This window comes from Gordonia soli NBRC 108243 (assembly GCF_000334455.1).
Lineage (GTDB): Bacteria > Actinomycetota > Actinomycetes > Mycobacteriales > Mycobacteriaceae > Gordonia > Gordonia soli.
In genome coordinates, this window is sequence record NZ_BANX01000003.1 from 41,652 (window position 1) to 67,435 (window position 25,784).

Sequence of the window (25,784 nt, forward strand, 5' to 3'; positions counted from 1 at the left end):
CCCGGCGCGGACACGATCGCCAGACGGACCGTGTGATGCGCACCCCACTGTACTGGCGACGGTTCCGCCGGAACCGCCCCGTCACCTGCTCGGCCGCACAGCGCCCGTCGAGGAGGGGTTGGCTCTCCAACGGTTCCGACCCCCATCCGGTTCCCGACCTCGAATCGGACACCACCGCGGCCGCCCGGCAAGATGGCGGTGTGACCGATCCGAACCCACCGGCCGCGGCCGGGCAGCCCCTGTCCCCCGATGCGCTCGGGTCGGCGTTGCGCGACGTCGTCGAGTACGTCGACACCGAGGGCTGGGGTCGCCGACCGAGCCTCTTCGCTCTGGTCCCGACCGCACTGCTCAGGCAGACCCAGCCCGATCTGATCGATGACCAGGACACCTCCGAGCTGAGTCCCATCGCGCAGGACCCACCCGCCGACGATGCACGGCTGGAAGACGATGCACGGCTGGAAGAGGTGCTGGCGACGACGACGTGGCCGCCGACGGTCGTCGGCTGCGTCCTGGTCCAGGAGATCGTGGTCCTGCCACCCGAGGCGGAGGCCGACCTGGACTCGGCATTCGAACCGCTGCTGGCCGATCCGGCCGCGGCCGACACCGCGGCACGCGACGCCGCGCGGAGCCATCCGGGGAGTCGGGCGGCCCGACTCGCCGTGGGTGCGCTACGCGACGGGCGGACGGTCAGCGTGCTGCAGTTGCGGCCCGGGGACGACGAGCCGCCACGCGAGCCCGGCACGCCTGTCGAACTGCTCACGCATCCGGAACTTGCGCCCAATCTGGTCGCCGCGTTGTCGGCGACCCTGGAGCACGCCGACGATCAGAACTGACGCGAGCCGAATCCGAGCCGGCCGTAGGCCTGTCAGCAGTGCGGGGCCGGCCGACCCGCGCCGATGTCGTCGAGCGCCGACAGGGCCGAGTCGAGCGTCGTCACCTTGACCAGTTCGAGCCCGTCCGGAGCGTCCCCGGTGGCCTCTGCGCAGTTGCGGTCCGGGACGAGGAACACCGTCGCCCCGGCATCGCGCGCCGCCCGGGTCTTGTGGGTGATGCCGCCGATCGGGCCCACCTGACCGTCGTCGGTGATGGTCCCGGTGCCGGCGATGAACTTTCCGTGGGTGAGTTCGCCGGGACTCAACCGATCGATCACGGCCAGCGACAACATCATCCCCGCGGACGGTCCGCCGATGTCGCCCACGTTGTAGTCGATCTTCAACGACGGGTCGCCGTTGACGACCTCCGGGGTGACGCCGAGGTAGCCGACCTTCGGGTCGTCGGGACGGGAGCCGAGAGTGACGGTCACCGTCTGACGGACGCCGTCGCGGACGATCTCGACCGGCAACTGCGACTTGGGTACCCGCCCGCGCACCGCGGCCTGCATCTGCGCAGAGGTGGACACCGGAGTCCCGGCCACCGCGACGACCTGATCACCCGGACGCAGGACCCCGGTGGCCGGACCGCCGTCGGCGACCACACCGACGACCAGCTTCGTAGGGCGACCGAGATGGCGCAGCGCCGCGATGGTGGCCGAGTCCTCCGACCCCGTCATCTGCTGCTGGTTCTCCTGGCGCACCTGATCGGCGGTCTGATCCGGCGGGAACACCTTCTCGCGCGGCTCGAGCGTGTAGGTGCCCGACATCCACATCCCGATCGACTGGAACAGCGACAGCCGATCGGTGACCGAGACCGTCGTCAGGTTCAGATGGCCGGTGGTGGGGTCGGTCGGCGCACCCTGGATGTCGACGACCGGTGTCTTGTCGACCTCACCGAGGGTGTTGACCGTCGGTCCGGGTCCGAGCGCGACGTAGGGGACCTGCACCGAGGTCCCGACGAGCAGCAGCGCGACGAACACCAGCACGGTGACGGCGACCGTCGCGATCCGACGGTGTCCGGCCTGGACTCTCATTCCGCTCACCCTAACGGAACCGCGGTCCGGGTCCGCCGCGACGGGCGTGAGCCTGCCCGACAGGCGGATTGAGCCGACTACGCTCAAGGCGAACACGGGATCCGAGCTGATCACACCGTCCGGCCGGTACCGTGGGGACATGAGCGATTTGCCCTTCGGATTCTCGTCGTCCTCGGACGGGGACGACGACAACGACCGCCGCAACAAGGGCGGCGATGACGGGCGCGGTTCGGACCCCGGCTCCGGCGGTCCGCAGAACCCGTTCGGGTTCGCCACCGGCGGAGAGGGTTTCGACCCCAACGCACTCGGCCAGATGTTCTCCCAGCTGGGCAACATGTTCAGTGGCATGGGTTCGGGCATGAGTGGCGGCTCCGGCGGCGGCCCGGTGAACTACGAGGTGGCCGCCAATCTGGCGCGTCAGCAGATCGGATCGTTCACGCCCGTCCTGGACAAGGAGACCACCGCCGTCACCGATGCGGTGCGCCTGGCCGACGTCTGGCTCGACGACGTCACCACGCTGCCCGGCGGGGTCCGCAAATCCGTCGCGTGGACCCCGGTCCAGTGGCTCGAGGAGTCACTGCCGACCTGGAAGGTCCTGTGCGATCCGGTCGCCGGTCAGCTGGCCCGCACCTGGGAGCAGAACCTGCCGCCCGAGGCAGCGCAGTTCGCGGGCCCGATGATGGGCATGCTCACCCAGATGAGCGGGATGGCCTTCGGCACCCAGCTCGGCCAGGGACTGGGCCAGCTCGCCAAGGAGGTGCTGACCTCCACCGACATCGGCCTCCCCCTGGCACCCGAGGGTGTCGCGGTGCTGCTGCCGGAGGCGATCGCGACCTTCGCCGACGGTCTGGAACAGCCCGCACAAGAGATCATCGTCTTCCTGGCGGCGCGCGAGGCCGCGCATGTCCGACTCTTCACGCACGTGGGATGGCTGCGACAGCGCCTGCTGTCGACGGTCGAGGAGTACGCCCGCGGCATCAGCATCGACTTCTCCGGGATCACCGACCTCGCAGGCGGCGTCGATCCGCAGCAACTGCTGTCCGATCCGTCCAAGCTCGAGGAGCTCATGAGTTCGTCGGCGTCCTTCGAGCCGCAGACCACGCCCGAGCAGAAGGCCGCACTCGCCCGGCTCGAGACCTTGTTGGCCTTGGTCGAGGGCTGGGTGGAGCAGGTGGTCTCGCGCGCCCTCACCGACCGCATCCCGAGCACCGGCGCACTGACCGAGACGATGCGCAGGCGTCGCGCCTCGGGCGGGCCCGCCGAGCAGACCTTCGCGACCCTCGTCGGCCTCGAACTGCGGCCCCGGAAGGTGCGTGAGGCGTCGGCGCTGTGGAGTCAGCTCCTCGAGGCCGGCGACATCGACACCCGTGACGGGGTCTGGGCTCATCCCGACCTCATGCCCGACGGCGAGGACATCGACAATCCGGCGGGTTTCATCGACCGCGTCATCGGCGGCGGCGTCGATGCCTTCGACGATCCGATCGCGCAACTCGAGAAGACCTTGGCCGCAGAGCGATCCGCGGCCGGCGACGACGCGACCGATCAGGGTTCCACCGACCAGGCCGCCGACGACAAGGGCTCCGAGGACAAGGGCCCCGAGGACAAGGGCTCCGAGGATCCCGGCGAGGACACCAGCGAGAACCCCGACGACGGGGACGGCACGACACGCTCCTGACGGCGCGGCCGACCACACAATCACCCGAGCGGCAACTGCACCATCCACAGACCGTCGCAGCTGTGTACAGCCGGCGTGGCCTATCGCGTCCGATGCTGCAGTGTCGGCGCATGGCACACCGATCCATGCCGTCGACCGATCCGCCGCCCGTCCGAGCCGCGGGAGCCGGAAACCTACCGACGATGCTGCCCATCCTCCGGCCGGGTAGCCCCGTCGTCGTGCGTCCGGACAACTCCATCCATGTCGGCGCCGACCCCGATCGCAGTCTGCGGATCACCCTCGCCCGACCAGAGTCCGCCGAGGCGGTCGCGACGCTGATCCGATCGCTGCATGCCCCGAGATCCACTGCCGACGTCGTCCGGGCCGCCCGACGGATCGGACTGACCCGACGCGACGTCGCCGACCTGGTGGGTCAGCTCGTGGCCGCGGACAAGACGATGCCGGGGATCGGCGCGGCCACCCGCCGACTCCGGGTCCGGGTTCACGGGCGGGGCCCACTCGCCACGCTGCTGGCCACTTCCCTGGACGAGGTCGGCCTGCCGATCCGACGATCGGCCCTGCGTCCGGACGGACTCGCCGGTGGCGACGACCCGTGGGCCGCCGATCTGGTGGTGCTCACCGACTTCCTGGTCCACGACCCGATCGTGGTCGCCGCGCTGTCGGCGACCAGGAGCCCGCACCTGCCCGTGCGCGTCCGGGACGGGATCGGCATCGTCGGCCCCCTGGTCCTGCCCGGCGCCTCCAGCTGCCTGCGCTGCGCCGACCACCATCGCACGGCCCTCGACCCCGGCTGGCCGCTCCTCGCCGCTCAGTTGCTCCGCCGCCCCGGGTACGCCAGCGCCGCCACGATCCGCGCGACCGCCGCCCTGGCCCACGAACAGATCGAGCAACTGGAGACAGTCCGCTCGGAGTCGTCCGCGACAGCGGGTTGCGCAGGGTCACCGGGTTCAGGAGGTTCGGGAGGCGCCGGTGTCCCGCCACCCCAACTGATCGGTCACGCCCTCGAATTCCACCCGCGTCCGGCGCGACTGCGGATGCGTCGATGGCCACCGCATCCGCTGTGCGAGTGCGGTGTCGCCCTGCGCGATGCCGGGTGATCGCGCAGTCGCCGCCGATGCGCTGGTCGGGTCACCGCTGTCGGGTCACGACCGGCGGGTCATCTATCCTGGGGCGGGGAAAGGAAACTATGGCCGACATCACTCGGGGGCAGGGTCGACGCAATGCGAAACTCGCGTCGCTGCCCATCGGAATGGCTGGCCGCGCGGCCGCAGGACTGGGCAAGCGCATGGTCGGCAAAGACAGGGACGAGGTCAACCAGGAGTTGATGGAGCGTGCCGCCGAGCAGCTCTTCGCCGTCCTGGGTGAACTCAAGGGCGGCGCCATGAAGGTCGGACAGGCGATGTCCATCATGGAGGCGGCCATCCCCGACGAATTCGGTGAGCCGTTCCGCGAGGCCCTCACCAAACTGCAGGCCGAGGCTCCGCCCATGCCGGCCGACCGGGTCCACAAGGTCCTGGATCAGCAGCTCGGCACCAAATGGCGTGAGCGTTTCCGCGAGTTCTCCGACGAACCAGCAGCGTCGGCCAGCATCGGACAGGTGCATCGCGCCGTCTGGTCCGACGGTCGCGAGGTCGCGGTCAAGGTGCAGTACCCGGGCGCCGACCACGCGCTCAAGGCCGACCTGAAGACCTTGTCGCGCATGTCGGGTCTGCTGCAACGTCTCTCGCCGGGCACCGACGTCAAGGCGATGATGGACGAGCTCATCGACCGCACCGAGGCCGAACTGGACTACCTGGGCGAGGCCGACAATCAACGCGCCTTCGCGAAGGCATTCGACGGTGACCCCGACTTCGTGGTCCCGAAGATCGTGGCCAGCGCTCCCAAGGTGGTGGTGTCGGAATGGTTGGACGGCACCCCGCTGTCGAAGATCATCACCTCCGGCGACAAGGCGACCCGTGACGACGCCGCCGCCAAGATGGCGACTTTCGAGGTGAGTTCGCCGTTCCGGGTGGGCCTCCTGCATGGTGACCCGCATCCGGGCAACTTCTTCATCGCCTCCGACGGTCGGTTCGGTGTGCTCGACTTCGGGGCGGTCGGCCACTACCCCGACGGCCTCCCGGCAGAAACCGGCCCGATCCTGCGACTGGCCCGCGACCGCAGGTACGAAGAGCTGATCGAGCTGATGGTGCAGACCGACTTCATCCGTCGGTCCCACAAGGACAAGGTGTCGCCCGCCGACATCGAGGCCTACCTGAAGCCGTATGTCGATCCGCTGTACACGGAGTCGTTCCACTTCACGCGTAAGTGGCTGCAGCGTGCGGCGGGCAAGGCGACCGACGTCCGCGGTGAGGTCTACAAGACCTCACGCAATCTGAACGTGCCGAAGCACTATGTGATGGTGTTCCGAGTGCTGGCGGGCTGCGTCGGCATCGCCGCGCAGCTCGAGGCCGACGCCCCGTACCGCGCCATCATGGAGAAGTGGGTGCCCGGGCTCGCGGACTGATCTCGCAGTCCGCGGTACCCGGGCACCGTTCCCTTCACCATCCTCAGGCGGGTCTTGCTCTCGGCCGTCAGGCCGCATTCTTGCCCTCGGCCCTCAGGCCGCATTCTTACGCGGCCGTCCACGCGGACGCTTGCGCGCGATGACGACCCCGCGGTCGAAAATCTCGCCTCCCCACACGCCCCACGGCTCGGCCCGATCGAGGGCCGCCCGAAGGCATTCGGCCCGCAACGGGCAGTCGATGCACATCGACTTGGCGCGCTCGAGGTCGCGCGGATCGTCGGCGAACCACAGGTCGGGGTCGGCCACGCGGCAGGGGACGTCATCGAACCGGCTGGTCGCCAGGTCGACATCCTCCGGACGCGGGGACTGTGCCCCGACCTCGGGAAGGCAGGGTTCGAGAACGCAATTCGCAGTCACTCTGATCTCCACATCTGCTCGTGATTGTCGGTGTTGTCGCACCCGAGCCCTGATGTGTGCGGTCCCTCGTCGGAGTCCGTCCGGGAGGACGTGATCGAGGAGTCCACATGAAAAGGGCCACGGGTTCGCCGATGCGATCGCCCGTGGCCCGAAGTCGAATAGTCCTGCTAGATCAGGAGACTTCGAGTCTGAACGGGGAATCGCTGCGGCACTCGCCCGGCTGCCTGCTCCGGTGCTACGAAAGCGGCGGCGCAATGCAGCGGCATCGGGTGCGCGAAGATCGCTTCGTTCCAGGAGCGATCGGGTCGGATGACGAGGTCTGCACCGAGATGGCGCTGCGAGGCGGCAGCCGTAGCCGTGCCGACGAACTTCGTGATTCCGTTCACTGATCCACTCCTTTCTGGCTCGATCTTCTTCACCGAAAAACTCACTCGCGCTGGTCCGGTTCGGACGCACGTGGAAGCTTCCCCGTACTGACGACAATCAGACTAAGGGCTCCCGCAAATGGGCACAACCTATTTTCTACCTGCGGTTTCGCAGATCGTCCGGTCGAACGACATCCGCTCGGACCCGAACCGGGACACCGACCGCGTCAGCCGCCGGAGGTCCGCACGATCTCGAGGACGTCGTCGCCGTACTGATCCAGCTTCTTCGCACCGATACCCGGGATTGCCACCAACGAGGAGACATCCGACGGTCGCTGCTCGGCGATCGCCACGAGGGTGTTGTCCGAGAACACCACATAGGCCGGCACGCTCTGTTCCTTGGCCTGGTCCCGGCGCCATTCCTTCAGCGCCACGAGCAGGTCCTCGTCGAGGTCGCTCGGGCAGTTCTCGCACCTCCCGAGCAACGCGGCCGTCTTGCCGACCAGACGGGTCCCGCACACACGACAGGTGGGACCGCGGCGGGGCTTCGACGGTGCGGCCACGATCGACGCGGGCGAGTCGTCTGGCACCAGGTCGGCGACGAAACGTGAGCGGCGACGCCCCTTTCGCCCGCCTTCGTTACGCGAGAGCGCCCACGAGAGGTGCAGGTGCTCACGCGCGCGCGTGACGCCGACGTAGAAGAGCCGTCGCTCTTCTTCGATGGCCTCCGGTGAGTTGTTGATCGCCTGATTGATCGGGAGCGAGCCGTCGGTCAGACCGATCAGGAACACCGCATCCCATTCCAATCCCTTGGCCGCGTGTAGCGACGACAAGGTGACACCCTGCACGGTCGGTGGATGCCTCGCCTCGGCCCGCGCGGACAGCTCGGCGACGAGATCACGCAGGGTCAGGTCCGGGTGCTCGGCGGTGAGGTCGCCGGCCAGCACCTCCAGGGCGCGCAGCGACTCCCAGCGGGCCTTGGCCTGTGCACCTTCGGGTTCGGCGTCGGTCAGACCGAGCGGGGCGAGCACCGCGCGCACCAGGGTCGCCACGTCGGCCTCGGCGGGCAGGTCGTCACGCTGGGCGGCCTGGGTGAGCTGTCGCATGGCCTGCCGGATCTCACTCCGGGTGAAGAACGCCTCACCACCGCGCACCTGATAGGGGATACCGGCCTCGGTGAGCGCTTGCTCGTGGTTCTCCGACTGGGCGTTCACGCGGTAGAGGATCGCGATCTCGGCCGGTGGGGTGCCACGGTTGACGAGGCGCTTGATGGCCGCGGCCACCGCCGTCGCCTCGGCCGGTTCGTCGTCGTACTCGGCGAACTCCGGCGCCGGACCCGGCGGCCGCTGACCGACGAGCTTGAGACGGGTACCGGCGATCCGGCCGCGAGCGGCCCCGATCACGTCGTTGGCCAGCGACACGATCTGCGGCGTCGACCGGTAGTCGCGTTCGAGTCGCACCACCGCGGCCTCCGGGAAACGCCGTGAGAAGTCGAGCAGGTAGGTCGGGGTCGCCCCGGTGAAGGTGTAGATGGTCTGGTTCGCGTCGCCGACCACGGTGAGGTCGTCCCGCTCCCCCATCCAGACGTCGAGCAGTCCCTGCTGAACAGGGGTGACGTCCTGGTACTCGTCGACGACGAAGGACCGGTACCGCAACCGGAACTCCTCGGCGATGGCGGGATCGGTCTGCAGGATCTGGGTGGTGTAGATCAGCAGATCGTCGAAGTCCAAGAGCCGGTCGCCGTCCTCGGAGACCTTGGCGTCCTCGTAGCCTGCGTAGACCGCGGCCACCTTGGCCGGAGGTGCCGGAGTGTCCCGATGGCCGGTGGTGACGGCCTGCACATAGCCCTCGGGTCCGATGAGTGATGCCTTGGCCCACTCGATCTCCGACGACAGGTCGCGCAGCGTCTCGGTGGTGGTGTCGAGGCCAGCGCGGCGCGCGGCGCGCGAGACGATGGGGAACTTGTTGTCCATCAGTTCCCACGACGCATTGCCGAACACCTGCGGCCAGAAGTACCGCAGCTGACGCATCGCCGCCGCATGGAAGGTCTGCGCCTGCACCGTGTTACCGGGTCCGCTGATTCCCAGCGACCGCAGGCGGCCACGCATCTCACCGGCCGCGCGCGCGGTGAACGTGACCGCGAGCACCTGCCCGGCCGAGACCTGACCGGTCTCGATCATGTGCGCGATGCGCCGCGTGATCGTACGGGTCTTGCCGGTACCCGCGCCCGCGAGCACACACACCGGACCGCGCGGCGCAGTCACCGCGGCGGACTGCTCGGGATCGAGGCCGTCGAGGATCAGGGAGTGGTCGGGCATCGGTTCACTATCCCACCCGGCACCGACGTCCACGGTCCTCGGGCACCGGCGGCTGGGGACAGAAGTTCAGACGCCGAGCTTGACCTTCACGTCGGCGATCGACGGATTCGTCGCGGTGGTGCCGTCGGCGTAGAGGACGGTGGGCACCACGTGGTTTCCGCCGTTGACACTGCCGACGAACTCCGCGGCCTCCGGGTTCTGCTCGATGTCGATCTCGTTCCAGGTCAGGCCGAGGGACTTCAGACCGGTCTTCAGGCGTGCGCAGTACCCGCACCAGGTGGTGGTGTACATCGTCAGCGCATGCGACTCGTTGCTCATGTCAGCCATAACATCACGCCGATGCTGCCGATTCCCGGCACGAGGCGCCTCAGGCCACACCCTCGCCGGTCGCCCAGGCGTTGATCAGGGCCCGCGCGATCGAGATCGATCCCGGGAGCCGGAGCGCCGGGGAGTCTGGGCCGGTGTCCACTGCGGGCGAACCGTCGCCCCGGATCCAGGAGGCGTCGCCGTCGGCCAGAGCCGCCAGCACCTCGTCGCGGGTGAACCATCGGGCGTCGCCGATCTCTCCGTCGAGGAATCGCAGCGGCTCGGCCGGATCGCCGATCGCGGCGAACCCCAGCATCAGCGAGCGCGGGAACGGCCACGGCTGACTGCCGAGGTATCGGGGTTCACGGACGGTGATGCCGACCTCTTCGTGGACCTCGCGGATCACGCACTGCTCCAGCGACTCCCCCGGCTCGACGAAACCGGCCAGTGTCGAGAACCAGCCGTCGGGCCACACCGCCTGTCGTCCGAGGAGGACGCGATCGGCCCCGTCGTGCACGACGGTGATGATGGCCGGGTCCGTGCGCGGGAACTCGTCCGCCCCGGTCTCCGGATGACGGCGGACCCAACCACCGCGGGCCGGCGCGTTCGCCGCCCCGTCGATCGGTGAGAACGCTGCGGTCGCATGCCAGTTGAGGATGCCGAGGGCGGTGGCCAGCAGGCCGGCCTCATCGGGATCGAGCTTGTGGGCGCCGCGCCGGGCATCGTCGGACTCGCCGTCGACGGAGCCGACGCGCAGGGTCCAGAGGTCGGTGCCGCCGTGCACGGCGAGGAAGACCGCATCTGCCGGTGGAGTCGATCCGAAGTCCGCGGCCGGCGACCATCGCAGGGCACCGGTCTCGGTGACCGGGTAGCGCCCCGAGGCGTCGATCGGCAGGACACGGGCCGTCGGCCAGCCGGATCGCATCCGCTCCGGTTCGTCGCGGATCTCGTCTGCGCGGTCGAACGTCGCGCGGGACAGCAGCGGTGGTTGGTCGAAGACGAAGTGGGCCATGGGCACCAGCCTGTCACCCGCACCCGACGGACGTCGCGGGGCATGCCTCAGTCGGATGCGCCCTTACGGACGTAGAGGAGCCGATCCCCGGCCTCGATCTGCTCGACCTCGCTGTCGTCGACGCGGTGCAGGACTCCGTTGCGGACCACGCCGAGGACGATGTCGCGGGTGTGGGAGGGCGAGCCACCGGTCTCGGTCGGGTCGACCTCGCGCTCGGCGATCGCGTAGCCCTCGTCCGGGGTGAGGAGGTCTTCGATGACCTCGACGACCGACGGCGTCAGGGTGGCGATACCGAGCAGCCGACCGGCCGTCTCCGACGACACGACCACCGAGTTGGCACCCGACTGTCGCATCAGGTGGGTGTTCTCCGACTCCCGGATCGACGCGACGATCTTGGCCCGGGGGTTGAGTTCTCGCGCCGTCAGGGTGGCCAGGACCGCGGTGTCGTCACGGCTGGTGGCGATGACGATGCTCGATGCGTGATGGACCCCGGCCAGACGCAGGATGTCGGATTTGGTCGCATCGCCGCGGACCGTGACGAGGTTGTCGGCGGCTGCGGCCTCGAGCACGGCGGCATCGGAGTCCACGATGACGATCTCGGCGGGCTTGATGCCGTCGCCGATCATGGCGTCCACCGCGGTGCGGCCCTTGGTGCCGTACCCGACGACGACCGTGTGATTGCGCACGCTGTTCCTCCAACGCTGGATCTTGAGGGCCTGTCGTGAGCGCTCGGTGAGCACCTCGAGGGTGGTACCGATCAGCACGATCAGGAACAGCACCCGGAGCGGGGTGATGATGAGCAGGTTGATCAGGCGGGCCGTCGGCGTGAGCGGCGTGATGTCGCCGTAGCCCGTCGTCGACAAGGTCACCGCGGAGTAGTACAGCGCATCCAGGAACGAGAGGTCGTTCTCCTGGACGTCGCGGTACCCGTCGCGATCGAGGTAGACGATGACCGCGGTGAAGAAGAGTGCGACCAGGGCGAACACCACGCGGCGACCGATCGCGCGACCGGGGCTCTGCTGGGTCTCCGGGATCCGGATGACACCGACGAGTGCGTGATCGGGACGCTCGGACAGTTCCTCCGACGCCAGGCCGCGTCGCAGACGATGTCGCATCAGCCGGTCCGCCGTTCGCTCACAAGAGTGGAATCTAGCCTATCTGGCCAGCAGTGCAGCGAGAGCCGGTTCATCGAGGAGCACATCGGGTTCCAGTGTGTGCCCGTCCCGCACGTAGTGGAAGGCGGCCCGCACCCGTTCCGGCGGGACGCCGGCGAGTTGCGCCCACGCGAGGCGATAGGCCGCCAACTGCACGGCGAGCGACGAACGCCGGGCCGGTTCCGGGACCGAGCCGGTCTTCCAGTCGACCACGATCCATCCGCCGTCGGGTTCGGCGAAGACGGCGTCGATCCGGCCGCGGACGACGGTCCCGCCGATGACCGTCTCGAACGGGACCTCGACCTCGGCCGGGGTGCGATTGGCCCACGGCGAGGCGAGGAAGGCGTCGCGCAGGGCGTCGAGGTCGGCGTCAGGACTCGCGGTCGCGTCGGCCGCACCCGGCAGCTCGTCGATGTCGAGCAGCCGGGTCGCTCCGAACCACCGCTCGAGCCAGGCGTGGAAGGCGGTGCCGCGACGTGCGATCGGATTGGGGCGGAACGGGGTCGGTCGCCGGAGCCGCTGCGCGAAGACCTGTTCGTCGGAGTCGAGTTCGACGAGCTGGCTCACCGACAGGTGGGTCGGCAACTCGACGTCGACCAGCGCCTGGTTGCCCTGGTGGTGCTCGGCGAGCAACGCAGCGACCTCAGCGCGCCAGGCCTTCACCTCGGGATCGCCGTTCTCGTCGGCGGACGCCGGGTAGGCGTCGGTGGCCGGTTCGGCGAACAACGACGGCGCATCCCGGGCGGCCAGTGCGTCGAGCACCAGTCGGGCGCCGCGCGCGGTGGCGTCCCGCCGGCTGCCCAGCAGGTCGCGTGGCCACGGGGCACGGATCACCTGTTCGGCGAGTGGATTCGTCGCACCGTCGGGTGGGTCGTCGGCCAGGACATCGACCACGAGGCCCTCGGAGTCCGTGGCCGGATCGTCGATCGCGGTGACGACGATGTCGCGGATCTCATCGAAGAAATCACTGCCGCCACGCGGTTTGTCACCGCTCTCCGACCACTGGTGCGCGGAGACGAGCAGCGCCTCCTTCGCCCGGGTCAAGGCGACGTAGAGGAGCCGGCGATCCTCTTCCAGCCGACGCTGCGCAATCGCCTCCTTGTGCTCGGTCAGCGCGTTCTCGAGTTCCTTGCGGTCGCCGACGGACTCCAGCGACAGTCGTGGGAAGCCCTCGGCGGTGTCGTCGGCGAGATCGCCGCGGAGATCGGCGGGCAGTTCCTTGGAGCTCCCCAGCCAGGTGCCCTCGTTGCGTCCTCCCGGGAAGATCCCCCGGCACACGTGCGGCAGGGCCACCACGTCCCACTCGAGTCCTTTGGCCGCATGCACGGTGAGGATCTGCACGCGCTGTTCGGCGACCTCGATGCGGCCTTGTTCGAGTCCTTTCTCGATGGTCTCCGCGGTGTCCAGGAAGGCGAGCAGTCCGGGCAGGTTGGCGCCGGGCCGATCGGCATAGCGGGTCACGTACTCGGCGAAGGCGTCGAGGTGTTCGCGTCCGGTGATCGCGCCACGCATGCGCCGGGCGCGGATCTGCGCCTCGACCCCCACCCCGATGGTGTGCTCGACGTCGGCGACGAGTTCAGGCAACGGCTGCCCGATCCGCCTGCGCAGCGACTCCAGTTGCGCACCGAATGCTCGGATGCGCGCGAACCCCTCCGGGCTGTAGCGCTGCGGCTCACCGGGATCCACGATGGCGTCGGCGATGCCGGCGCGGTCGACGATCTCGGTCGGCAGTGCGGCATCGAGTGCGGCGTCGAGTTCTTCGCGACTGGTCACCACGCCGCTGGAGATGGCGAATTCCTCGGCGGCGAGTTCGGTTGCCCGCCGCCACAGTGCGGCGAGATCCGCGGCACCCAACTGCCAACGCCCTCCGGTGAGCAGCCGCATCGCGGCGGTCCCCGCCATCGGATCGGCGATCAGCCGGAGGGTGGCGACGATGTCCTCGATCTCGGGCACGTGCAACAGACCGCCGATGCCGACGACCTCCGCGGGAATCCCCCGCCGTTCCAGCTCGGCGGCGATCGGGGCCGAATCCTCGTTGCGGCGCACCAGGACCGCGGTGGTCGGTGGCGCCGTCCCCTCCTCTTCTGCGCGTCGATAGTGCTGTTCCACGTGATCGGCGATCCAGGCGCGTTCGTCGACGACCGTCTCGGTCAGCGCGAGATGCGCGGTGCCCTGCGGGGCGCCCGGCCGCGATCGCAGGACGCTGACCGGGATGCCGCGTCGCCGCAGTTCCTCGGACGTCTCGTTGGCCAGCCGCAGAGCGTTCGCCGAGTTGCGCCAGCTGGTCAGCAGTTCCAGACGGTCAGCGGGTGACCCGTCGGCCTTCGGGAAGTCGGTGGTGAAGCGGGGCAGGTTGGCCGCCGACGCTCCACGCCATCCGTAGATGGACTGGATCGGGTCGCCGACCGCCGTCACCGCGACGGTCCCCGCCGGGCCGGCGCCCTTCGATCCCCCGGCACCAGAAAGAATTCGACCGAACAGTGTGGACAACAGGATCCGCTGCGAATGGCCGGTGTCCTGATACTCGTCCAGCAACACCGCCCGCACCGACCGTCGCTCCTCGTCGGCCACCTCGGGATGTTCGACGACCAGTCGCGCGGCCATCGACATCTGACTGCCGAAGTCCAGCGCCGACTGCTGGCGCATCGCCTCGACGAGCGCGAGCACCATCGGGATCAGTTCGCGCCGTTCGTCGATCACGTCGCTGACCTTGAGGAGCGCCTGCGTGGGGGCATCACGCTGGCGCGGCCCCTTGGGCAGCGTCTCGATCAGCCGTTGCAGGTCGTCACCGCTGTGTCGCAGGTCCTCGACGTCGACGAGGTGTTCGGCCATCTCGGAGTACAGCTTGAGCACTGCCTCGGTGACGCCGGCGGGCACCTTTGCGGTGTCGAGTTCCTCTGGCCAGCTCGACACGACCGAGAACGCCAACTGCCACAGTTCGGTCTCCGACAGCAGGGTCGACGACGGTTCGACCGGCAGCAGGAGACCGTAGTCGGCGATCAGCCGTCCCGCGTAGGCGTGATAGGTGCTGACCTCGGGGTCGGCGCTGCGCAGGCGGGATGCCAACGCGCCGTCGGGGTCCCAGTGCAGCAACGCGGGCGAACCGGCCAGCATCGAGAGACGGCGTCGGATCCGGGCCCCCAACTCGCTGGCGGCCTTGCGGGTGAAGGTGAGACCGAGGATCTCCTCCGGGCCGACCATGCGATTGGCGACGAGCCACACCACCCGGGACGCCATCGTCTCCGTCTTGCCCGCACCGGCACCCGCCACCACGAGCACCGGCTCCATCGGCGCCTCGATGACCGCCACCTGTTCCGGTGTGGGCGTGGGCAGTCCGAGGGCGGCGGCCAGCGAGGTCGCCGAGATCCGGTCAGTCATCGGTCACCGCCTTGCCGGGCAGCTTCGCCGGGCAGCTGGTCGCCAGCTGGCAGTGTCCACAGCCCGGATTCGGTGTCGCGGCGAACACCGGGCCGACACTGGCGCGGGCGGCGCCACGCACGATGCCGGTCCACTCGTCCAAGAGCTCGGCGGTCAGGGCGGGCTGGATGCGTTCGGCCGCACCGGTGGTCTTGTTGGACGTCGCGACGTAGACCAGGCGTCCGCCGCCGGGCTCGACGCCGTCACGCTCGCCCGGCAGTCCTCCCAGTGCCACAGCCAGCTGGTACGCGGCCAGCTGGGCGTGTTGCTCGGCATCGGCCTTGGTCGCCGCGGTCTTGCCCGTCTTGACGTCGACGACCACCGGACGGCCCTGCTCGTCGCGTTCGAGTCGGTCGATGCGGCCGCGCAGGCGCACCGGGATGTCGTCGACGGCTCCGGAACCGTCGGGATCACCGGGCGCGGGCACCAGGGCGTCCACGTCGGTCTCGACCCCGACCTCGGTGAGATCGGATCGCGAGACCCGCAGCCATTCACGGAAGTTGACCAACATTCCCTCGGCTCGCGCGAGTTCGCGATGTGAGTACCAGGGCACCCCCGTGTCGACCCGATCCCAGATCTCGCGGAGTGCCGCCGTCACCTCGGCGTGGTCGAGCGTGCCCGCGACCGCCTGTACCAGCGTGTGGACCAGGGTCCCGGTGAGAGCCGGAGCACCGTCGCCGTCACGACCGCCGTGCCGCTCGAGCACCCAGCGCAGCGAACACCGGGTCAATGCTTCGACATTCGACGGACTCAGCGAGACGGGACCGCGATCGGGGGTCCACAGCGGCGAGTCGGTGCTGGGACCGCCGAGTCCGAACCAGTGCGAGGGATGCGCGCCGGGGATGTCGGAATCGGCCAGTTCGGCGAGCAGACCCGCGGCGGCGATCGCGCGCTCGTCGACATCGGGCATGCTGTCGGCATCGGGCACGCCGTCGGCGTCGGGACCCACACCCGCGACGACCGCCGCTCGCAGCGAGGCGACCAGCGACGGCAGCGACAGCACGCGGTCGACGCCGGGATGCAGCGGGACCTCGTCCAGCGGCGCGTCCGGCAACGCGTCGGTGACCGGTCCGGCGATCTCGTCAGGTGCGAGTCCTGCCCTGCGGGCGGTGACCTCGGCGATCTCGGGCACGAACCGCGAGGGCGACGAGTCGCCGCTGCCGTCCTCGACCGCGGTGACCAGGAGTCGGCTCCGTGCGCGAGTGCACGCCACCAGCAGCAGCCGACGCTCCTCGGCCAGCGCGACGGCACCGCGCGCGACGGTGTCGACGGCGTCGGGATTCATCCCGTCGAGCAGATCGACAAGGGCGCCGGTGCCCAGAACGCTGCCCCGACTCCGGAGCGACGGCCACAATCCGTCGAGCACCCCGGCGACCGTGACCACCTCCCATTCACGGCCCGACGCAGCGTGCGCCGAGAGGATCGTCACGGCCTCCCCACGGGCTGTGGGGGTGCGGCTCTCGCGTGGGATCTGCAGTTGCGTCAGATAGTGGACGAACTGTCCCGGGCCGGCGGCCGGCAACGTGTCCGCGAAGGCGGCCGCGGCCTCGAAGACGGCCATCACCGCGTCGAGGTCGCGGTCGGCCTGTTCGCCCGCCGGGCCACCGCGGAGCGCGCTCGCCGACCAGCGGCGCTCCAGTCCGCTGGCCTGCCACGCCGCCCACAACGTCTCCTCGAGTCCGCGCCGTGACGACGAGACGCGGTGTGCCGCACCGATCACGTCCACGACCCGCCGGAGCGGTGTCGCCTCGGCCTCGGTCAACGCGGCCAGGTATCGGTGCGCCACATCGGGATCGAGGATCGCGGCGCGCAGCGAGGTGAGCGAATCGGCGTCGATGTCCGCCTTCTCGTCGCTGCGACGCACCCCGCGACGGAGCCGACGCATCGCCCCTGGATCGGCGCCACCGATCGGCCCCGACAGCAGGGTGACCACCTCGTCGATGCTCAGCGCATCGGGACTCACGGCATCCGGGCTCACGGGGTCGGGGGCGGGGCTCGCGGCGTCGACGGCCGGGACGCGGTCGCCAGCGTCGCCGTCCACCGGCCGGGCCGCACGCTCCCGGCGGGCGTCGACGACCCGGAGCACCAGCATCAACGCCACGACCGCGCGCTGTCTGTGCAGCGGCAGGTCGCTGGTCGGCGTGGTCACCGGCACGCCCGCCGATCGGAACGCGCGCCGTAGTGCGGGTAGGGCGAGCGACACCGATCGGACGATCACCGCCATCTGCGACCACGGCACGCCGTCGAACAGGTGGGCCCGCCGGAGGAGGTCGGCGATCGCGGTCGCCTCCTTGGCCGGCGAGCTGAAGACGGCGACGTCGGCGCCACCGACGGTCGATCGGTGTGGATAGTCGGCATCCGACCGGGCGACATGCGCCGCGGGCGTCGGGTAGGCGTGCGGTCGGGCACCCGGGAGCCGGGTGGCGAGCATCCGCCCGATGTCGTTGATGGCCGCGGTCCCGCGATGGTCGACGTCGAGGACGATGTCGCGCGGTGAACCGGTCTCGGCCAGTCCGTCGGCGAAACGCGGACTGGCGCCCCGGAACCCGTAGATCGACTGGTCGGTGTCGGCCGCGATCACCGTGGAGTCGGTACCGGTGCCGATCAACGTGACCAGTTCCGCAGCCTGCGGGTCGAGATGCTGGGCGTCGTCCACGAGCAGATGCCGGATCCGGCGACGCTGCGCCGCGAGCAACTCGGGATCGGTGGCGAAGGCCGACAGCGCGGAGCCGACGAGTTCGGCCGCGTCGACGGCCGGCGCGGAGGCCGTGGGCGCATCGAGTCCGACCGCGCCACGGAGCAGCATCGTGTGCTCGTACTGGGCGTAGGCGTGGCCGGCCGCGACCCACTCCGGGCGCTTGTGCCGTCGTCCGAGGGTGCTCAGTTCTTCTGGGCCCACACCACGTTCGGCGGCGCGCATGATGAGGTCGCGCAGGGCCTGGGCGAATCCGTCGGTGCCGAGCGCCGGTCGGAGACGCGACGGCCACTGCGGTGCGCCGTCCTCGATGTCGCCGGCGAGCAGCTCGCGCAGGATCACATCCTGCTCGGACCCGGTCACCAGTCGCGGCGGCGGGTTGCCGTGGACACTCGCCTGCAGCCGGAGCACGGCGAAGGCGTAGGAGTGGACCGTCCGGACCAACGGCTCACGCAGCGCACCTCCCAGAGCACCTCCGGCTGACAGGACGCGGCGGGTGATCTCCTCGCGCAACCGGGTGGCGGCGTCGCGACCCGACGCCAGCACGAGCACCGACTCCGGATCGATCGCGGGGTCGGTGAGTCGGGCGACGGCGGCATCGACGATCAGCGCGCTCTTGCCGCTGCCGGGGCCACCGTGGACGCGGTAGGGCCGCCACGCCGAGTGGTCACCTTCGGGGATGTCTTCCGCATGGCCGGCCCGCCGCGGATCGAGGACGACCGCGACCTCCGGGGGCCACATCCGATCCGACACGGGACCGTCCGCGGCCCCGACGAGACGCGTGCGCAGCGCGGTACCCGACGGCTGTCGGGGAGCGCGGGGCGCGGGAGTCGCGTCACGTCGAGAGGGCATGGACTCCATCGAATCACGCGGGGCCGACAGCGCGACGATGCTCCCGGGCAGATAGCTGCCGGTCTGGCTAGGCTTCGACGATGGAGATCCGCGGGATCGTGTTCTTCGACATCGATGGAACGCTGATTCCGTCGATGTCCAGCGGCAGCTTCCTTGCATCTCGGCTGGGGCACCAGCGGCAACTCGATCGGGCCGAGCGACGCTATGCCACCGGCGAACTGACCAACGAACAGGTCAGCGTCATCGATGCCAAGGGGTGGCGCGGCGTCCGCACGGCGGTCGTCGATCGCTGGCTCGACGACCTCCCCTTGATCTCGGGCATCGAGACAGTGGTGGCCTGGTGTCGGGACAAGCGGGTCGAGCCGGTCCTGGCTTCGCTGGCCTGGCAGCCCGTCAGCAACTCGATCGCCCGGCGCCACGGATTCACGCCCAACGGCGGACCTCGCGTCGGTGTCACCGACGGCGCATTCGACGGCACCGTGGCCGAGCACTTCGACGAGTACGACAAGCGCGACAAGGCACTCGAACTCGCGGCTGCACGGGGTGTGCCACCCCTTCGGTGCTGCGCCGTCGGTGACAGTCGGTCGGACATCCCACTGTTCGACGCTCTCCCGAGTTCGCTCGCTCTCAACGCCGGAACGGTCGCACAAGACGCTGCCACTGACACCCTCGACACCACCGATCTCATCGACATGTTGCCCTGGCTGGAGGCGTGGATCCGTACCGTCGGCTGAGCCCATCGGCCCGCGGCTCCCGGGTAGGGCACGATTGATGCCATGCCGCCGCTCAACACCCACGTCTTCGGTCCGGCCGCCGACGGCCCCGACCGTGTCCCGACCGTGCTCGCGCTGCACGGGCTGACCGGACACGGGCGCCGGTGGGCGGGGCTGGCCCGCGATCACCTCGCCGACCTGCGCATCGTGGCCCCGGATCTGCTGGGGCACGGTCGTTCTCCCTGGCAGCCGCCGTGGCGAATCGCCGATCACGTGGCGGCGGTGTCCGACGTCGTCGATGCCCACATCCCCGAGGCGGATCGCCCCTTCGTGATCGTGGGGCACTCCTACGGCGGTGCGATCGCCATGCATCTGGCCGGTCTGCGACCCGACATCGTCCGCGGATTGGTGTTGCTCGACCCCGCCCAGGGACTCGATCCCGACTACGCGCTCGAGGTCTCCACGTCTGCACTGGAGCACTGGGACTACGACGACGCCGCCGAGGCGCGGTCGGCGAAGCGCGCGGAAGGATGGGCAGAGGTCCCCGACGAGGTCCTCGAGGCAGAGATCGTCGAGCATCTGATCGACCGGCCCGGCGGCCGGGTCGGCTGGCGGGTCAGTCAGCCGGCCGCGGCGACGTCGTGGAGCGAATTGTCGCGGCCCGCGGTGCTGCCGCCTGCCGGCATCCCGACCAGCATCGTCGTCGCCGACCGCGTGCAACCGGCTTTCGTGCGCCCCGACTTTCTCGATGCGATCGCCGCGCAGCGCGCCGACTCGGTCGAGGTGGTGCACGCCGATTGCGAACACATGGTGCCGTTCCTGGAACCGGAACTCAGCGCCCGACTGATCCGGACGATGGTGGGTGTCCCGGCCGGCGACACACCGACAGTGGGTTCCAGGGATTCCGGGGGTTCCGGGAGATGACCGCGGTCACGGAGGAGGAGGTCGAAGCGGTCCGTGCCCTGGTGGCGGCGATCCCGGAGGGCAAGGTGACGACCTACGGCGATCTGGCCGGGGCGGTCGGACTGTCGAGCGCGCGGATCGTCGGCTGGATCATGCGCACCGACTCCGCCGATCTCCCGTGGCACCGAGTGGTCCCGGCCTCTGGTAAGCCTGCGCCGCATCTCGTCCACCGACAGCTCGAAGAGCTCCGTGCCGAAGGCGTACCGATCCGGGACGGCAAAATCGCACTCCGCGAATGTCGCTGGGCCATCGAGGGATAGCCCCCCGACGCCCCACACAGCCGACAGCTGACAGTGCGTCAGCGAGACACCGATCGGCGGTACGGACTCACCGCCGCGCGCATCCGGGTGATCAACAGGTCGACGATCCGTCGATCCGCACCGAGCGGCTCGGACACGGCGTCGGCGCCGTAGCCATGCAGACGTTCGTGGAACAGCCCCGGCGCGAGGAGATGACTCGCGATCACCACCCGGCGACCGGGTCGGCGGACCCGGGCGACGACCTCCGGTACCGACGGGGACGCCGTGGCGATGAAGCCGACCTCGACCCGTCCCCCGATCAGACCCTCGAGATGGCGTGCCGCGAGATGGACCTCGGCACAGGCGTTCTGGTCCGACGACCCAGCAGCGGCGAGGACCACTGCGTCGCCCGGCCGCCAGCCGGCCTCGATCAGCCGTCTGCGGGCGACCTCGGCGATCATCGGGTCGGGTCCGAGGGCGCGGGTCACGATCGTGTCGCCGCGGCCGGCATCGATCACGTGCCGCGGGATGTCGGAGAGCACGTGATAGCCCGATGCCAGGAAGGCGGGGACCAGAACGGCCGGCCGATCGACGTCGGCGATCACCTCGGCCGGGTTCGGGCCGAGGACGTCGACGAACGCGACCCTGGTCGGACCGATCCGCTCTCCCACCGCCTCGGCGATCCGCGCGATCAGCTCCACGCCGTGTGGGTTGCGGGTTCCGTGCGCGACCAGGACGGGACCCACATCCCGGAGTCGGTCGCCGACAGCCGGACCGGTGATCTGGTTGTGCGGCAGCATCATTCGTCTCCATCCGCATCGTATTCGAGGTCGACCGCCAGACGATAGCCGCGCTTGACCACGGTCTGGATCATCTTGGCGTCACCGAGTGCCGAGCGGAGCCGCGCCATTGCGACCTCCACGGCGTGGGTGTCGGAACTGTCACCAGGCAGGCCGGCCAACAGTTCCTGCCGCGAGACCACCCGCCCCGGCATGGCGGCAAGGATCTTCAGCAATGCCAGTCCGGTCGCCGACAGATCGCGCACCTCGCCGTCGACCACCACCGCCTGACCGCGGATCGCGGTGTCGTGACCGGCGATCCGCAGATCGTGACTTCGACGGGGCAGTTCCTCGGTGATCAACCGGGCCAGGGCACCGAGCCGGAACCGTCGGGGGTACGAGGTCGGGATCTGCAGGGCCTCCAGCGGACCCGCGGTCACCGACCCGACGCACATCACCGGCACGGTGGTGCGCAGTGCGTGGATGAACGGCTGCAACCGCCCGAGTTCCTTGGCCCGGGTCAGGATCGACGCCGCGGCCGGGGCACTGGTGAAGGTGATGGCATCGAGGTCGCCCTTCACCACCGCCCAGATCATCTTGTCGATCGCGTCGACGTCGGGGTGCATGTGCCAGCGATAGACCGGGAGCGGCACCACGATGGCACCCGCGGCCCGCAGCACGGCGCAGAAGTCGGGCAACGGCTCCCATTCGGATGTCGCGCCGTGCAACTGCACCGCGATGCGCACCCCCTCGACCCCCTCGTCGAGCAGTCGGTCGAGGACCTCCGACGACGATTCGCTCTCCGGCGACCACTCCTCGCGCAGCCCGGCCGCGCGGATCGCGCCCTTCGCCTTCGGTCCGCGCGCGATGAGCCGACTCCGGCCGAGGGCACCGATCAGGTCCTCGGCGTTGCCCCATCCCTCGGCCGCCTCCATCCAGCCGCGGAAGCCGATCCCGGTGGTGGCGACCATGATGTCTGCCGGCTCGGCGATGAGATCGGCGGTCGTCCGTTCGAGCTCGGTGTCGTCCGCCAGCGGCAGGATCCGGATGGTCGGCGCGTACATGACCTCGGCCCCGCGCCGGGTGAGCAGGGCCGCGAACTCCTCTGCGCGTCGGGCCGCGGTCACGCCGATGGTGAAGCCGATCAACGGCAACGGGTCGTCGGCGTTCCGCACGCCGCTGGTCGGCCGCGCGGCGGTCGCGCGTGCCTCGTCCGCAGCCGCCTCGACGGGGCGGTCCGGGTGTGGTCGATCGGAGTGTGTTGGGCTGTTCATCCTGGCTCGTCGGTTGGGCTGAGCAGTGGGCTGGAGTCGATCGGCGGGACTCGACGGGCCGGTCGAGTCCGCCTGGAGCACCGGAGGTCGGCCACCAGGCCGTCGGCCGGCATCCCACCAGCTTCCCACCCGCGACGCCCTCCCGCTTCATCCGAGCGCATCGAGGTGGGCCGGGTCACCCGGGGCCGGGTCACCTGGGCTGGTTCACCCGTGCGGGAAGTAGACCTCGACCACCTGGTCGACGACCCGGACGGCGTATCCGGGCACCGACACCGTGTCGTCGTCCAGGCAGACCCCGGTGCGCAGGGAGAACACCTGCTTGCCGAGTGGACTCGCGACGGTCGGCTCACCGTCCCGATCCCCGGTCAGCCCGCGCGACAGCACGGCCGCATGCGCGAACGGGTCGATGTTGCCGATGGCATACAGCCGCGTGCGGCCGACCAGTGCCTCCCGGTCGGTCTCGGTTGCGGGGATGCGGAACAGTGCGGCCTGGACGAAGTCGGGGCCGAGAACGCCGACACCGCGTCCGATCGCCAGGTCGGTGACCACACAGGCACGGACCCACTCCCCGGGCACCACCCCGTCGGCTGAGTTCGGTGTCGTCGACGGCTGTCGGATGACGGTCATGTCGGCACTCCTTGCGGTTCGGGGACGGTGGTTCGGTCCGGCATGCTGGGCATGTCGAGGAGGACCGGCACCTTGCGGTCGGCCTCGGTGAACCGGATGGTCGGGTCGACCACCTCGGGGGCGTTCACGAACGACACGAAACGTTTGAGCTTCTCCTCGTCGTCGAGCACTGCGGCCCACTCGTCCCGGTATCCCGAGACGTGTTGGGCCATCGACGCTTCCAGATCCGCGGCCAATCCGAGGCTGTCGTCGCAGACGACGGCACGCAGATGGTCGAGACCACCCTCGAGGGCGTCCAGCCATGGCGCCGTGCGTTGCAGCCGGTCGGCCGTCCGGATGTAGAACATCAGATATCGGTCGATGTAGGCGATCAGGTGCGCGTCGTCGATACCGCTGGCCAGCAGCTGCGCGTGTTTGGGACTCTGACCGCCGTTGCCGGCGACGTAGAGGTTCCACCCGTTCTCGGTCGCGATCACGCCGACGTCCTTGCCGCGGGCCTCGGCGCACTCCCGTGCACAACCGGAGACGCCGAACTTGAGCTTGTGGGGCGATCGCAGGCCGCGGTAGCGGTTCTCGAGCAGTACGGCCATCCCCACCGAGTCCTGGACGCCGTAACGGCACCAGGTCGACCCGACGCAGCTCTTCACCGTGCGCAGGCTCTTGCCGTAGGCCTGACCTGATTCCATGCCGGCGTCGACGAGCCGGCGCCAGATCTGCGGCAGCTGATCGACGCGCGCACCGAAGAGGTCGATGCGCTGACCACCGGTGACCTTGGTGTACAGGCCGAAGTCGCGGGCGACCTCGCCGATGACGATGAGTTGCTCGGGAGTGACCTCACCGCCGGGCATACGCGGGACGACCGAGTACGAGCCGTTCTTCTGCATGTTCGCGAGGAAGTGGTCGTTGGTGTCCTGCAGCGCCACCTGCTCCCCGTCGAGGATGTGGTCGCTGGACGTCGACGCCAGGATGGACGCCACCGTCGGCTTGCACACCTCGCAGCCCTGGCCGGTCCCGTGCCGGTCGATGAGCTCGGAGAAGGTCCGGATGCCGGTGACCGCGACGATCTCGAACAGCTCGGCGCGCGACTGGCTGAAGTGCTCGCACAGGGACTTCGAGAGTTCGACCCCCGACGCGGCCAGCAGGGCCTTGATGCTCGGCACACAGCCACCGCAGGTGGTGCCCGCCGACGTGCAGCCCTTGATCGCCGCGATGTCGCACGCACCGTCGGCGATAGCCGAGCAGATCGACCCCTTGGACACCCCGTTGCAGGAACAGATCTCGGCGTCGTCGGGCAGGGCGTCGATGCCGACGCCGGGGCCGGCCGCCGGAGCGATCAATGCCGCCGGATCCCCGGGGATCTCCCGCCCGACCATCGGCTTGAGCATCGCGTACGCCGATGCGTCACCCACCAGGATGCCGCCCAGCAACGTCGTCGCGTCGTCGGAGACGACGATCTTGGAGTACTTGCCCGCGACGGGATCGTTGTAGACGATCTCGAGGGCGTTCTCGGTGGTGGCCATCGCGTCGCCGAAGCTGGCGACGTCGACACCGAGCAGTTTGAGCTTGGTGGACATGTCGGCACCGGGGAACGTGGTCGACTCGCCCAACAGGGCGTCGGCGACCACCTCGGCGGTGCTGTATCCGGGTGCGACGAGGCCGTAGCACCGCCCCTCGACTGCCGCGACCTCGCCGATGGCGAAGATCGACTCGTCCTCGGTGCGGCATCCGGTGTCGACCAGGATGCCGCCCCGCTCCCCGACCGGGAGACCGTGGTCACGCGCCAACTGATCACGCGGTCGTACCCCCGCGGAGAAGACCACCAGTGCGGCATCGATCACCGAGTCGTCGCTGAGCGTGACCTGCACCCCGTCCGGCGCGTCGGCGATCGCCGATGTCCCGACCCCGGTGTGCACGGTGAGTCCCAGTTCGGTGACCAGGTTCTCGAGCAGCGCCCCGCCTCCGGCGTCGACCTGCATCGGCATCAGCCGCGGCGCGAACTCGACGACATGCGGGGTCATCCCCAGCTGCCGCAACGCATTCGCCGCCTCGAGACCGAGCAGCCCGCCGCCGACGACCACGCCCACCGCGCCGGCACCGGCCGCTTCGGCGGTGGCCCGGATGGAGTCGAGGTCGTCGAGGGTGCGGTACACGAAGCACTTGTCGTGATCGTGACCCGCCACCGGCGGGACGAACGGGTATGAGCCGGTCGCCAAGACCAATGCGTCGTAGTCGATCTCGCGTCCGCTGCCCGTCACGACCCGACGTCCGGCACGGTCGATGTCGACGACCGCCTCGCCGAGATGGGTGACGACCCGGTCGTCACCGGCATAGGTGTTGCCCGACAACGCGAGTGCGCTGCGATCCCAGGCCCCGACGTAGGAGGACAGCCCGACCCGGTCATAGGCCGGATCGCCTTCCTCACTCACCACCACGACCTGCCAGTGATCGGCGGTGTCGCGCTCACGCAGGGTCTGCACGAACCGGTGTCCGACCATGCCGTGGCCGACCACGACGACTGTCCGGGTGTCGACGTTGCTCATCTCAAAACTCCTCGCGAATCCGTGTGTCG

The 25,784-nt window shown here is 69.6% G+C and carries 20 protein-coding genes; 7 read left to right on the plus strand and 13 right to left on the minus strand.

What is annotated here, in order from left to right; all coding sequences use genetic code 11:
* Window positions 1-35: 35 nt before the first annotated feature.
* Window positions 36-833 carry a PPA1309 family protein gene (locus GS4_RS01960; protein ID WP_007616944.1) on the plus strand — a complete coding sequence of 266 codons (798 nt, stop codon included), beginning with the start codon at window positions 36-38 and terminating at the stop codon, window positions 831-833.
* 32 nt (window positions 834-865) lie between these two features.
* Here GS4_RS01960 and GS4_RS01965 read toward each other — a convergent pair whose 3' ends face one another.
* Window positions 866-1,906 (minus strand): YlbL family protein, encoded by a 1,041-nt coding sequence (locus GS4_RS01965; protein WP_040509183.1) that lies wholly within the window; start codon window positions 1,904-1,906, stop codon window positions 866-868.
* Window positions 1,907-2,045: 139 nt separating this feature from the next.
* Here GS4_RS01965 and GS4_RS01970 point away from each other — a divergent pair, with 139 nt between their 5' ends.
* From GS4_RS01970 to GS4_RS01980, 3 genes are all read left to right on the plus strand, one after another.
* On the plus strand, window positions 2,046-3,581 hold the full coding sequence (locus tag GS4_RS01970; protein ID WP_007616946.1) for a zinc-dependent metalloprotease: 1,536 nt from the start codon (window positions 2,046-2,048) through the stop codon (window positions 3,579-3,581).
* A 110-nt stretch (window positions 3,582-3,691) separates the two neighbouring features.
* Window positions 3,692-4,678: a hypothetical protein gene (locus GS4_RS01975; RefSeq protein WP_245555535.1), complete on the plus strand. Its 987-nt coding sequence runs from the start codon at window positions 3,692-3,694 to the stop codon at window positions 4,676-4,678.
* 89 nt (window positions 4,679-4,767) lie between these two features.
* Complete coding sequence (locus GS4_RS01980; protein WP_007616948.1) at window positions 4,768-6,084, plus strand: ABC1 kinase family protein; 1,317 nt, start codon at window positions 4,768-4,770, stop codon at window positions 6,082-6,084.
* A gap of 93 nt (window positions 6,085-6,177) precedes the next feature.
* On the opposite strand, the gene GS4_RS01985 is transcribed toward GS4_RS01980, so the two are convergent.
* From GS4_RS01985 to GS4_RS02020, 8 genes are all read right to left on the minus strand, one after another.
* A complete protein-coding gene (locus GS4_RS01985) occupies window positions 6,178-6,501 on the minus strand; it encodes a WhiB family transcriptional regulator (RefSeq protein WP_007616949.1) in 324 nt (107 codons plus the stop codon).
* A gap of 167 nt (window positions 6,502-6,668) precedes the next feature.
* On the minus strand, window positions 6,669-6,887 hold the full coding sequence (locus GS4_RS01990; protein WP_007616950.1) for a hypothetical protein: 219 nt from the start codon (window positions 6,885-6,887) through the stop codon (window positions 6,669-6,671).
* Between the two features lie 206 nt (window positions 6,888-7,093).
* Window positions 7,094-9,184 carry an ATP-dependent DNA helicase UvrD2 gene (locus GS4_RS01995; protein WP_007616951.1) on the minus strand — a complete coding sequence of 697 codons (2,091 nt, stop codon included), beginning with the start codon at window positions 9,182-9,184 and terminating at the stop codon, window positions 7,094-7,096.
* Between the two features lie 66 nt (window positions 9,185-9,250).
* Entirely contained in the window at window positions 9,251-9,502 is a 252-nt protein-coding gene (locus GS4_RS02000; protein ID WP_174343989.1) for a mycoredoxin, read from the minus strand.
* Between the two features lie 49 nt (window positions 9,503-9,551).
* Window positions 9,552-10,502, minus strand: coding sequence for an NAD(+) diphosphatase (nudC, locus tag GS4_RS02005; RefSeq protein WP_007616954.1), 951 nt, complete (start codon window positions 10,500-10,502; stop codon window positions 9,552-9,554).
* Between the two features lie 47 nt (window positions 10,503-10,549).
* Complete coding sequence (locus GS4_RS02010) at window positions 10,550-11,617, minus strand: potassium channel family protein (protein WP_007616955.1); 1,068 nt, start codon at window positions 11,615-11,617, stop codon at window positions 10,550-10,552.
* A gap of 39 nt (window positions 11,618-11,656) precedes the next feature.
* The gene (locus tag GS4_RS02015) at window positions 11,657-15,034 is read right to left on the minus strand and encodes an ATP-dependent helicase (RefSeq protein WP_007616956.1); all 3,378 of its coding nucleotides are present in this window, start codon (window positions 15,032-15,034) and stop codon (window positions 11,657-11,659) included.
* On the minus strand, window positions 15,027-18,620 hold the full coding sequence (locus tag GS4_RS02020; RefSeq protein WP_007616957.1) for an ATP-dependent helicase: 3,594 nt from the start codon (window positions 18,618-18,620) through the stop codon (window positions 15,027-15,029). Before GS4_RS02020 ends, GS4_RS02015 begins: the two co-directional genes overlap by 8 nt.
* A gap of 80 nt (window positions 18,621-18,700) precedes the next feature.
* On the opposite strand from GS4_RS02020, the gene GS4_RS02025 reads away from it, so the two are divergent.
* From GS4_RS02025 to GS4_RS02035, 3 genes are read left to right on the plus strand one after another with little or no spacing between them, the layout of a single operon-like run.
* Window positions 18,701-19,354: an HAD family hydrolase gene (locus GS4_RS02025; RefSeq protein WP_007616958.1), complete on the plus strand. Its 654-nt coding sequence runs from the start codon at window positions 18,701-18,703 to the stop codon at window positions 19,352-19,354.
* A gap of 42 nt (window positions 19,355-19,396) precedes the next feature.
* Complete coding sequence (locus GS4_RS02030; RefSeq protein WP_007616959.1) at window positions 19,397-20,257, plus strand: alpha/beta hydrolase; 861 nt, start codon at window positions 19,397-19,399, stop codon at window positions 20,255-20,257.
* Window positions 20,254-20,556, plus strand: a complete 303-nt coding sequence (locus tag GS4_RS02035) for an MGMT family protein (RefSeq protein ID WP_007616961.1) — start codon at window positions 20,254-20,256, stop codon at window positions 20,554-20,556. Before GS4_RS02030 ends, GS4_RS02035 begins: the two co-directional genes overlap by 4 nt.
* A gap of 38 nt (window positions 20,557-20,594) precedes the next feature.
* On the opposite strand, the gene GS4_RS02040 is transcribed toward GS4_RS02035, so the two are convergent.
* The 4 genes from GS4_RS02040 to nirB form a co-directional block, all read right to left on the minus strand.
* The gene (locus tag GS4_RS02040; RefSeq protein WP_007616967.1) at window positions 20,595-21,335 is read right to left on the minus strand and encodes a sirohydrochlorin chelatase; all 741 of its coding nucleotides are present in this window, start codon (window positions 21,333-21,335) and stop codon (window positions 20,595-20,597) included.
* Entirely contained in the window at window positions 21,335-22,588 is a 1,254-nt protein-coding gene (locus GS4_RS02045) for a uroporphyrinogen-III synthase (RefSeq protein WP_083862614.1), read from the minus strand. Before GS4_RS02045 ends, GS4_RS02040 begins: the two co-directional genes overlap by 1 nt.
* Before the next feature lie 204 nt (window positions 22,589-22,792).
* Window positions 22,793-23,215, minus strand: a complete 423-nt coding sequence (locus GS4_RS02050) for a nitrite reductase (NAD(P)H) small subunit (RefSeq protein WP_007616972.1) — start codon at window positions 23,213-23,215, stop codon at window positions 22,793-22,795.
* Entirely contained in the window at window positions 23,212-25,755 is a 2,544-nt protein-coding gene (gene nirB / locus GS4_RS02055; RefSeq protein WP_007616973.1) for a nitrite reductase large subunit NirB, read from the minus strand. Before nirB ends, GS4_RS02050 begins: the two co-directional genes overlap by 4 nt.
* Between the last annotated feature and the right edge of the window lie 29 nt (window positions 25,756-25,784).

Bases quoted from the DNA above. Each gene is read 5' to 3' on its own strand.
- nirB (WP_007616973.1), bottom strand. From the start codon at position 25,755: ATGAGCAACGTCGACACCCGGACAGTCGTCGTGGTCGGCCACGGCATG.
- GS4_RS02030 (WP_007616959.1), top strand. From the start codon at position 19,397: ATGCCGCCGCTCAACACCCACGTCTTCGGTCCGGCCGCCGACGGCCCC.
- GS4_RS02040 (WP_007616967.1), bottom strand. From the start codon at position 21,335: ATGCTGCCGCACAACCAGATCACCGGTCCGGCTGTCGGCGACCGACTC.
- GS4_RS02050 (WP_007616972.1), bottom strand. From the start codon at position 23,215: ATGACCGTCATCCGACAGCCGTCGACGACACCGAACTCAGCCGACGGG.
- GS4_RS01995 (WP_007616951.1), bottom strand. From the start codon at position 9,184: ATGCCCGACCACTCCCTGATCCTCGACGGCCTCGATCCCGAGCAGTCC.
- GS4_RS02035 (WP_007616961.1), top strand. From the start codon at position 20,254: ATGACCGCGGTCACGGAGGAGGAGGTCGAAGCGGTCCGTGCCCTGGTG.
- GS4_RS01980 (WP_007616948.1), top strand. From the start codon at position 4,768: ATGGCCGACATCACTCGGGGGCAGGGTCGACGCAATGCGAAACTCGCG.
- nudC (WP_007616954.1), bottom strand. From the start codon at position 10,502: ATGGCCCACTTCGTCTTCGACCAACCACCGCTGCTGTCCCGCGCGACG.
- GS4_RS02010 (WP_007616955.1), bottom strand. From the start codon at position 11,617: ATGCGACATCGTCTGCGACGCGGCCTGGCGTCGGAGGAACTGTCCGAG.
- GS4_RS01975 (WP_245555535.1), top strand. From the start codon at position 3,692: ATGGCACACCGATCCATGCCGTCGACCGATCCGCCGCCCGTCCGAGCC.
- GS4_RS01960 (WP_007616944.1), top strand. From the start codon at position 36: ATGCGCACCCCACTGTACTGGCGACGGTTCCGCCGGAACCGCCCCGTC.
- GS4_RS02000 (WP_174343989.1), bottom strand. From the start codon at position 9,502: ATGAGCAACGAGTCGCATGCGCTGACGATGTACACCACCACCTGGTGC.
- GS4_RS02045 (WP_083862614.1), bottom strand. From the start codon at position 22,588: ATGAACAGCCCAACACACTCCGATCGACCACACCCGGACCGCCCCGTC.
- GS4_RS02025 (WP_007616958.1), top strand. From the start codon at position 18,701: ATGGAGATCCGCGGGATCGTGTTCTTCGACATCGATGGAACGCTGATT.
- GS4_RS02020 (WP_007616957.1), bottom strand. From the start codon at position 18,620: ATGCCCTCTCGACGTGACGCGACTCCCGCGCCCCGCGCTCCCCGACAG.
- GS4_RS01965 (WP_040509183.1), bottom strand. From the start codon at position 1,906: ATGAGAGTCCAGGCCGGACACCGTCGGATCGCGACGGTCGCCGTCACC.
- GS4_RS01970 (WP_007616946.1), top strand. From the start codon at position 2,046: ATGAGCGATTTGCCCTTCGGATTCTCGTCGTCCTCGGACGGGGACGAC.
- GS4_RS02015 (WP_007616956.1), bottom strand. From the start codon at position 15,034: ATGACTGACCGGATCTCGGCGACCTCGCTGGCCGCCGCCCTCGGACTG.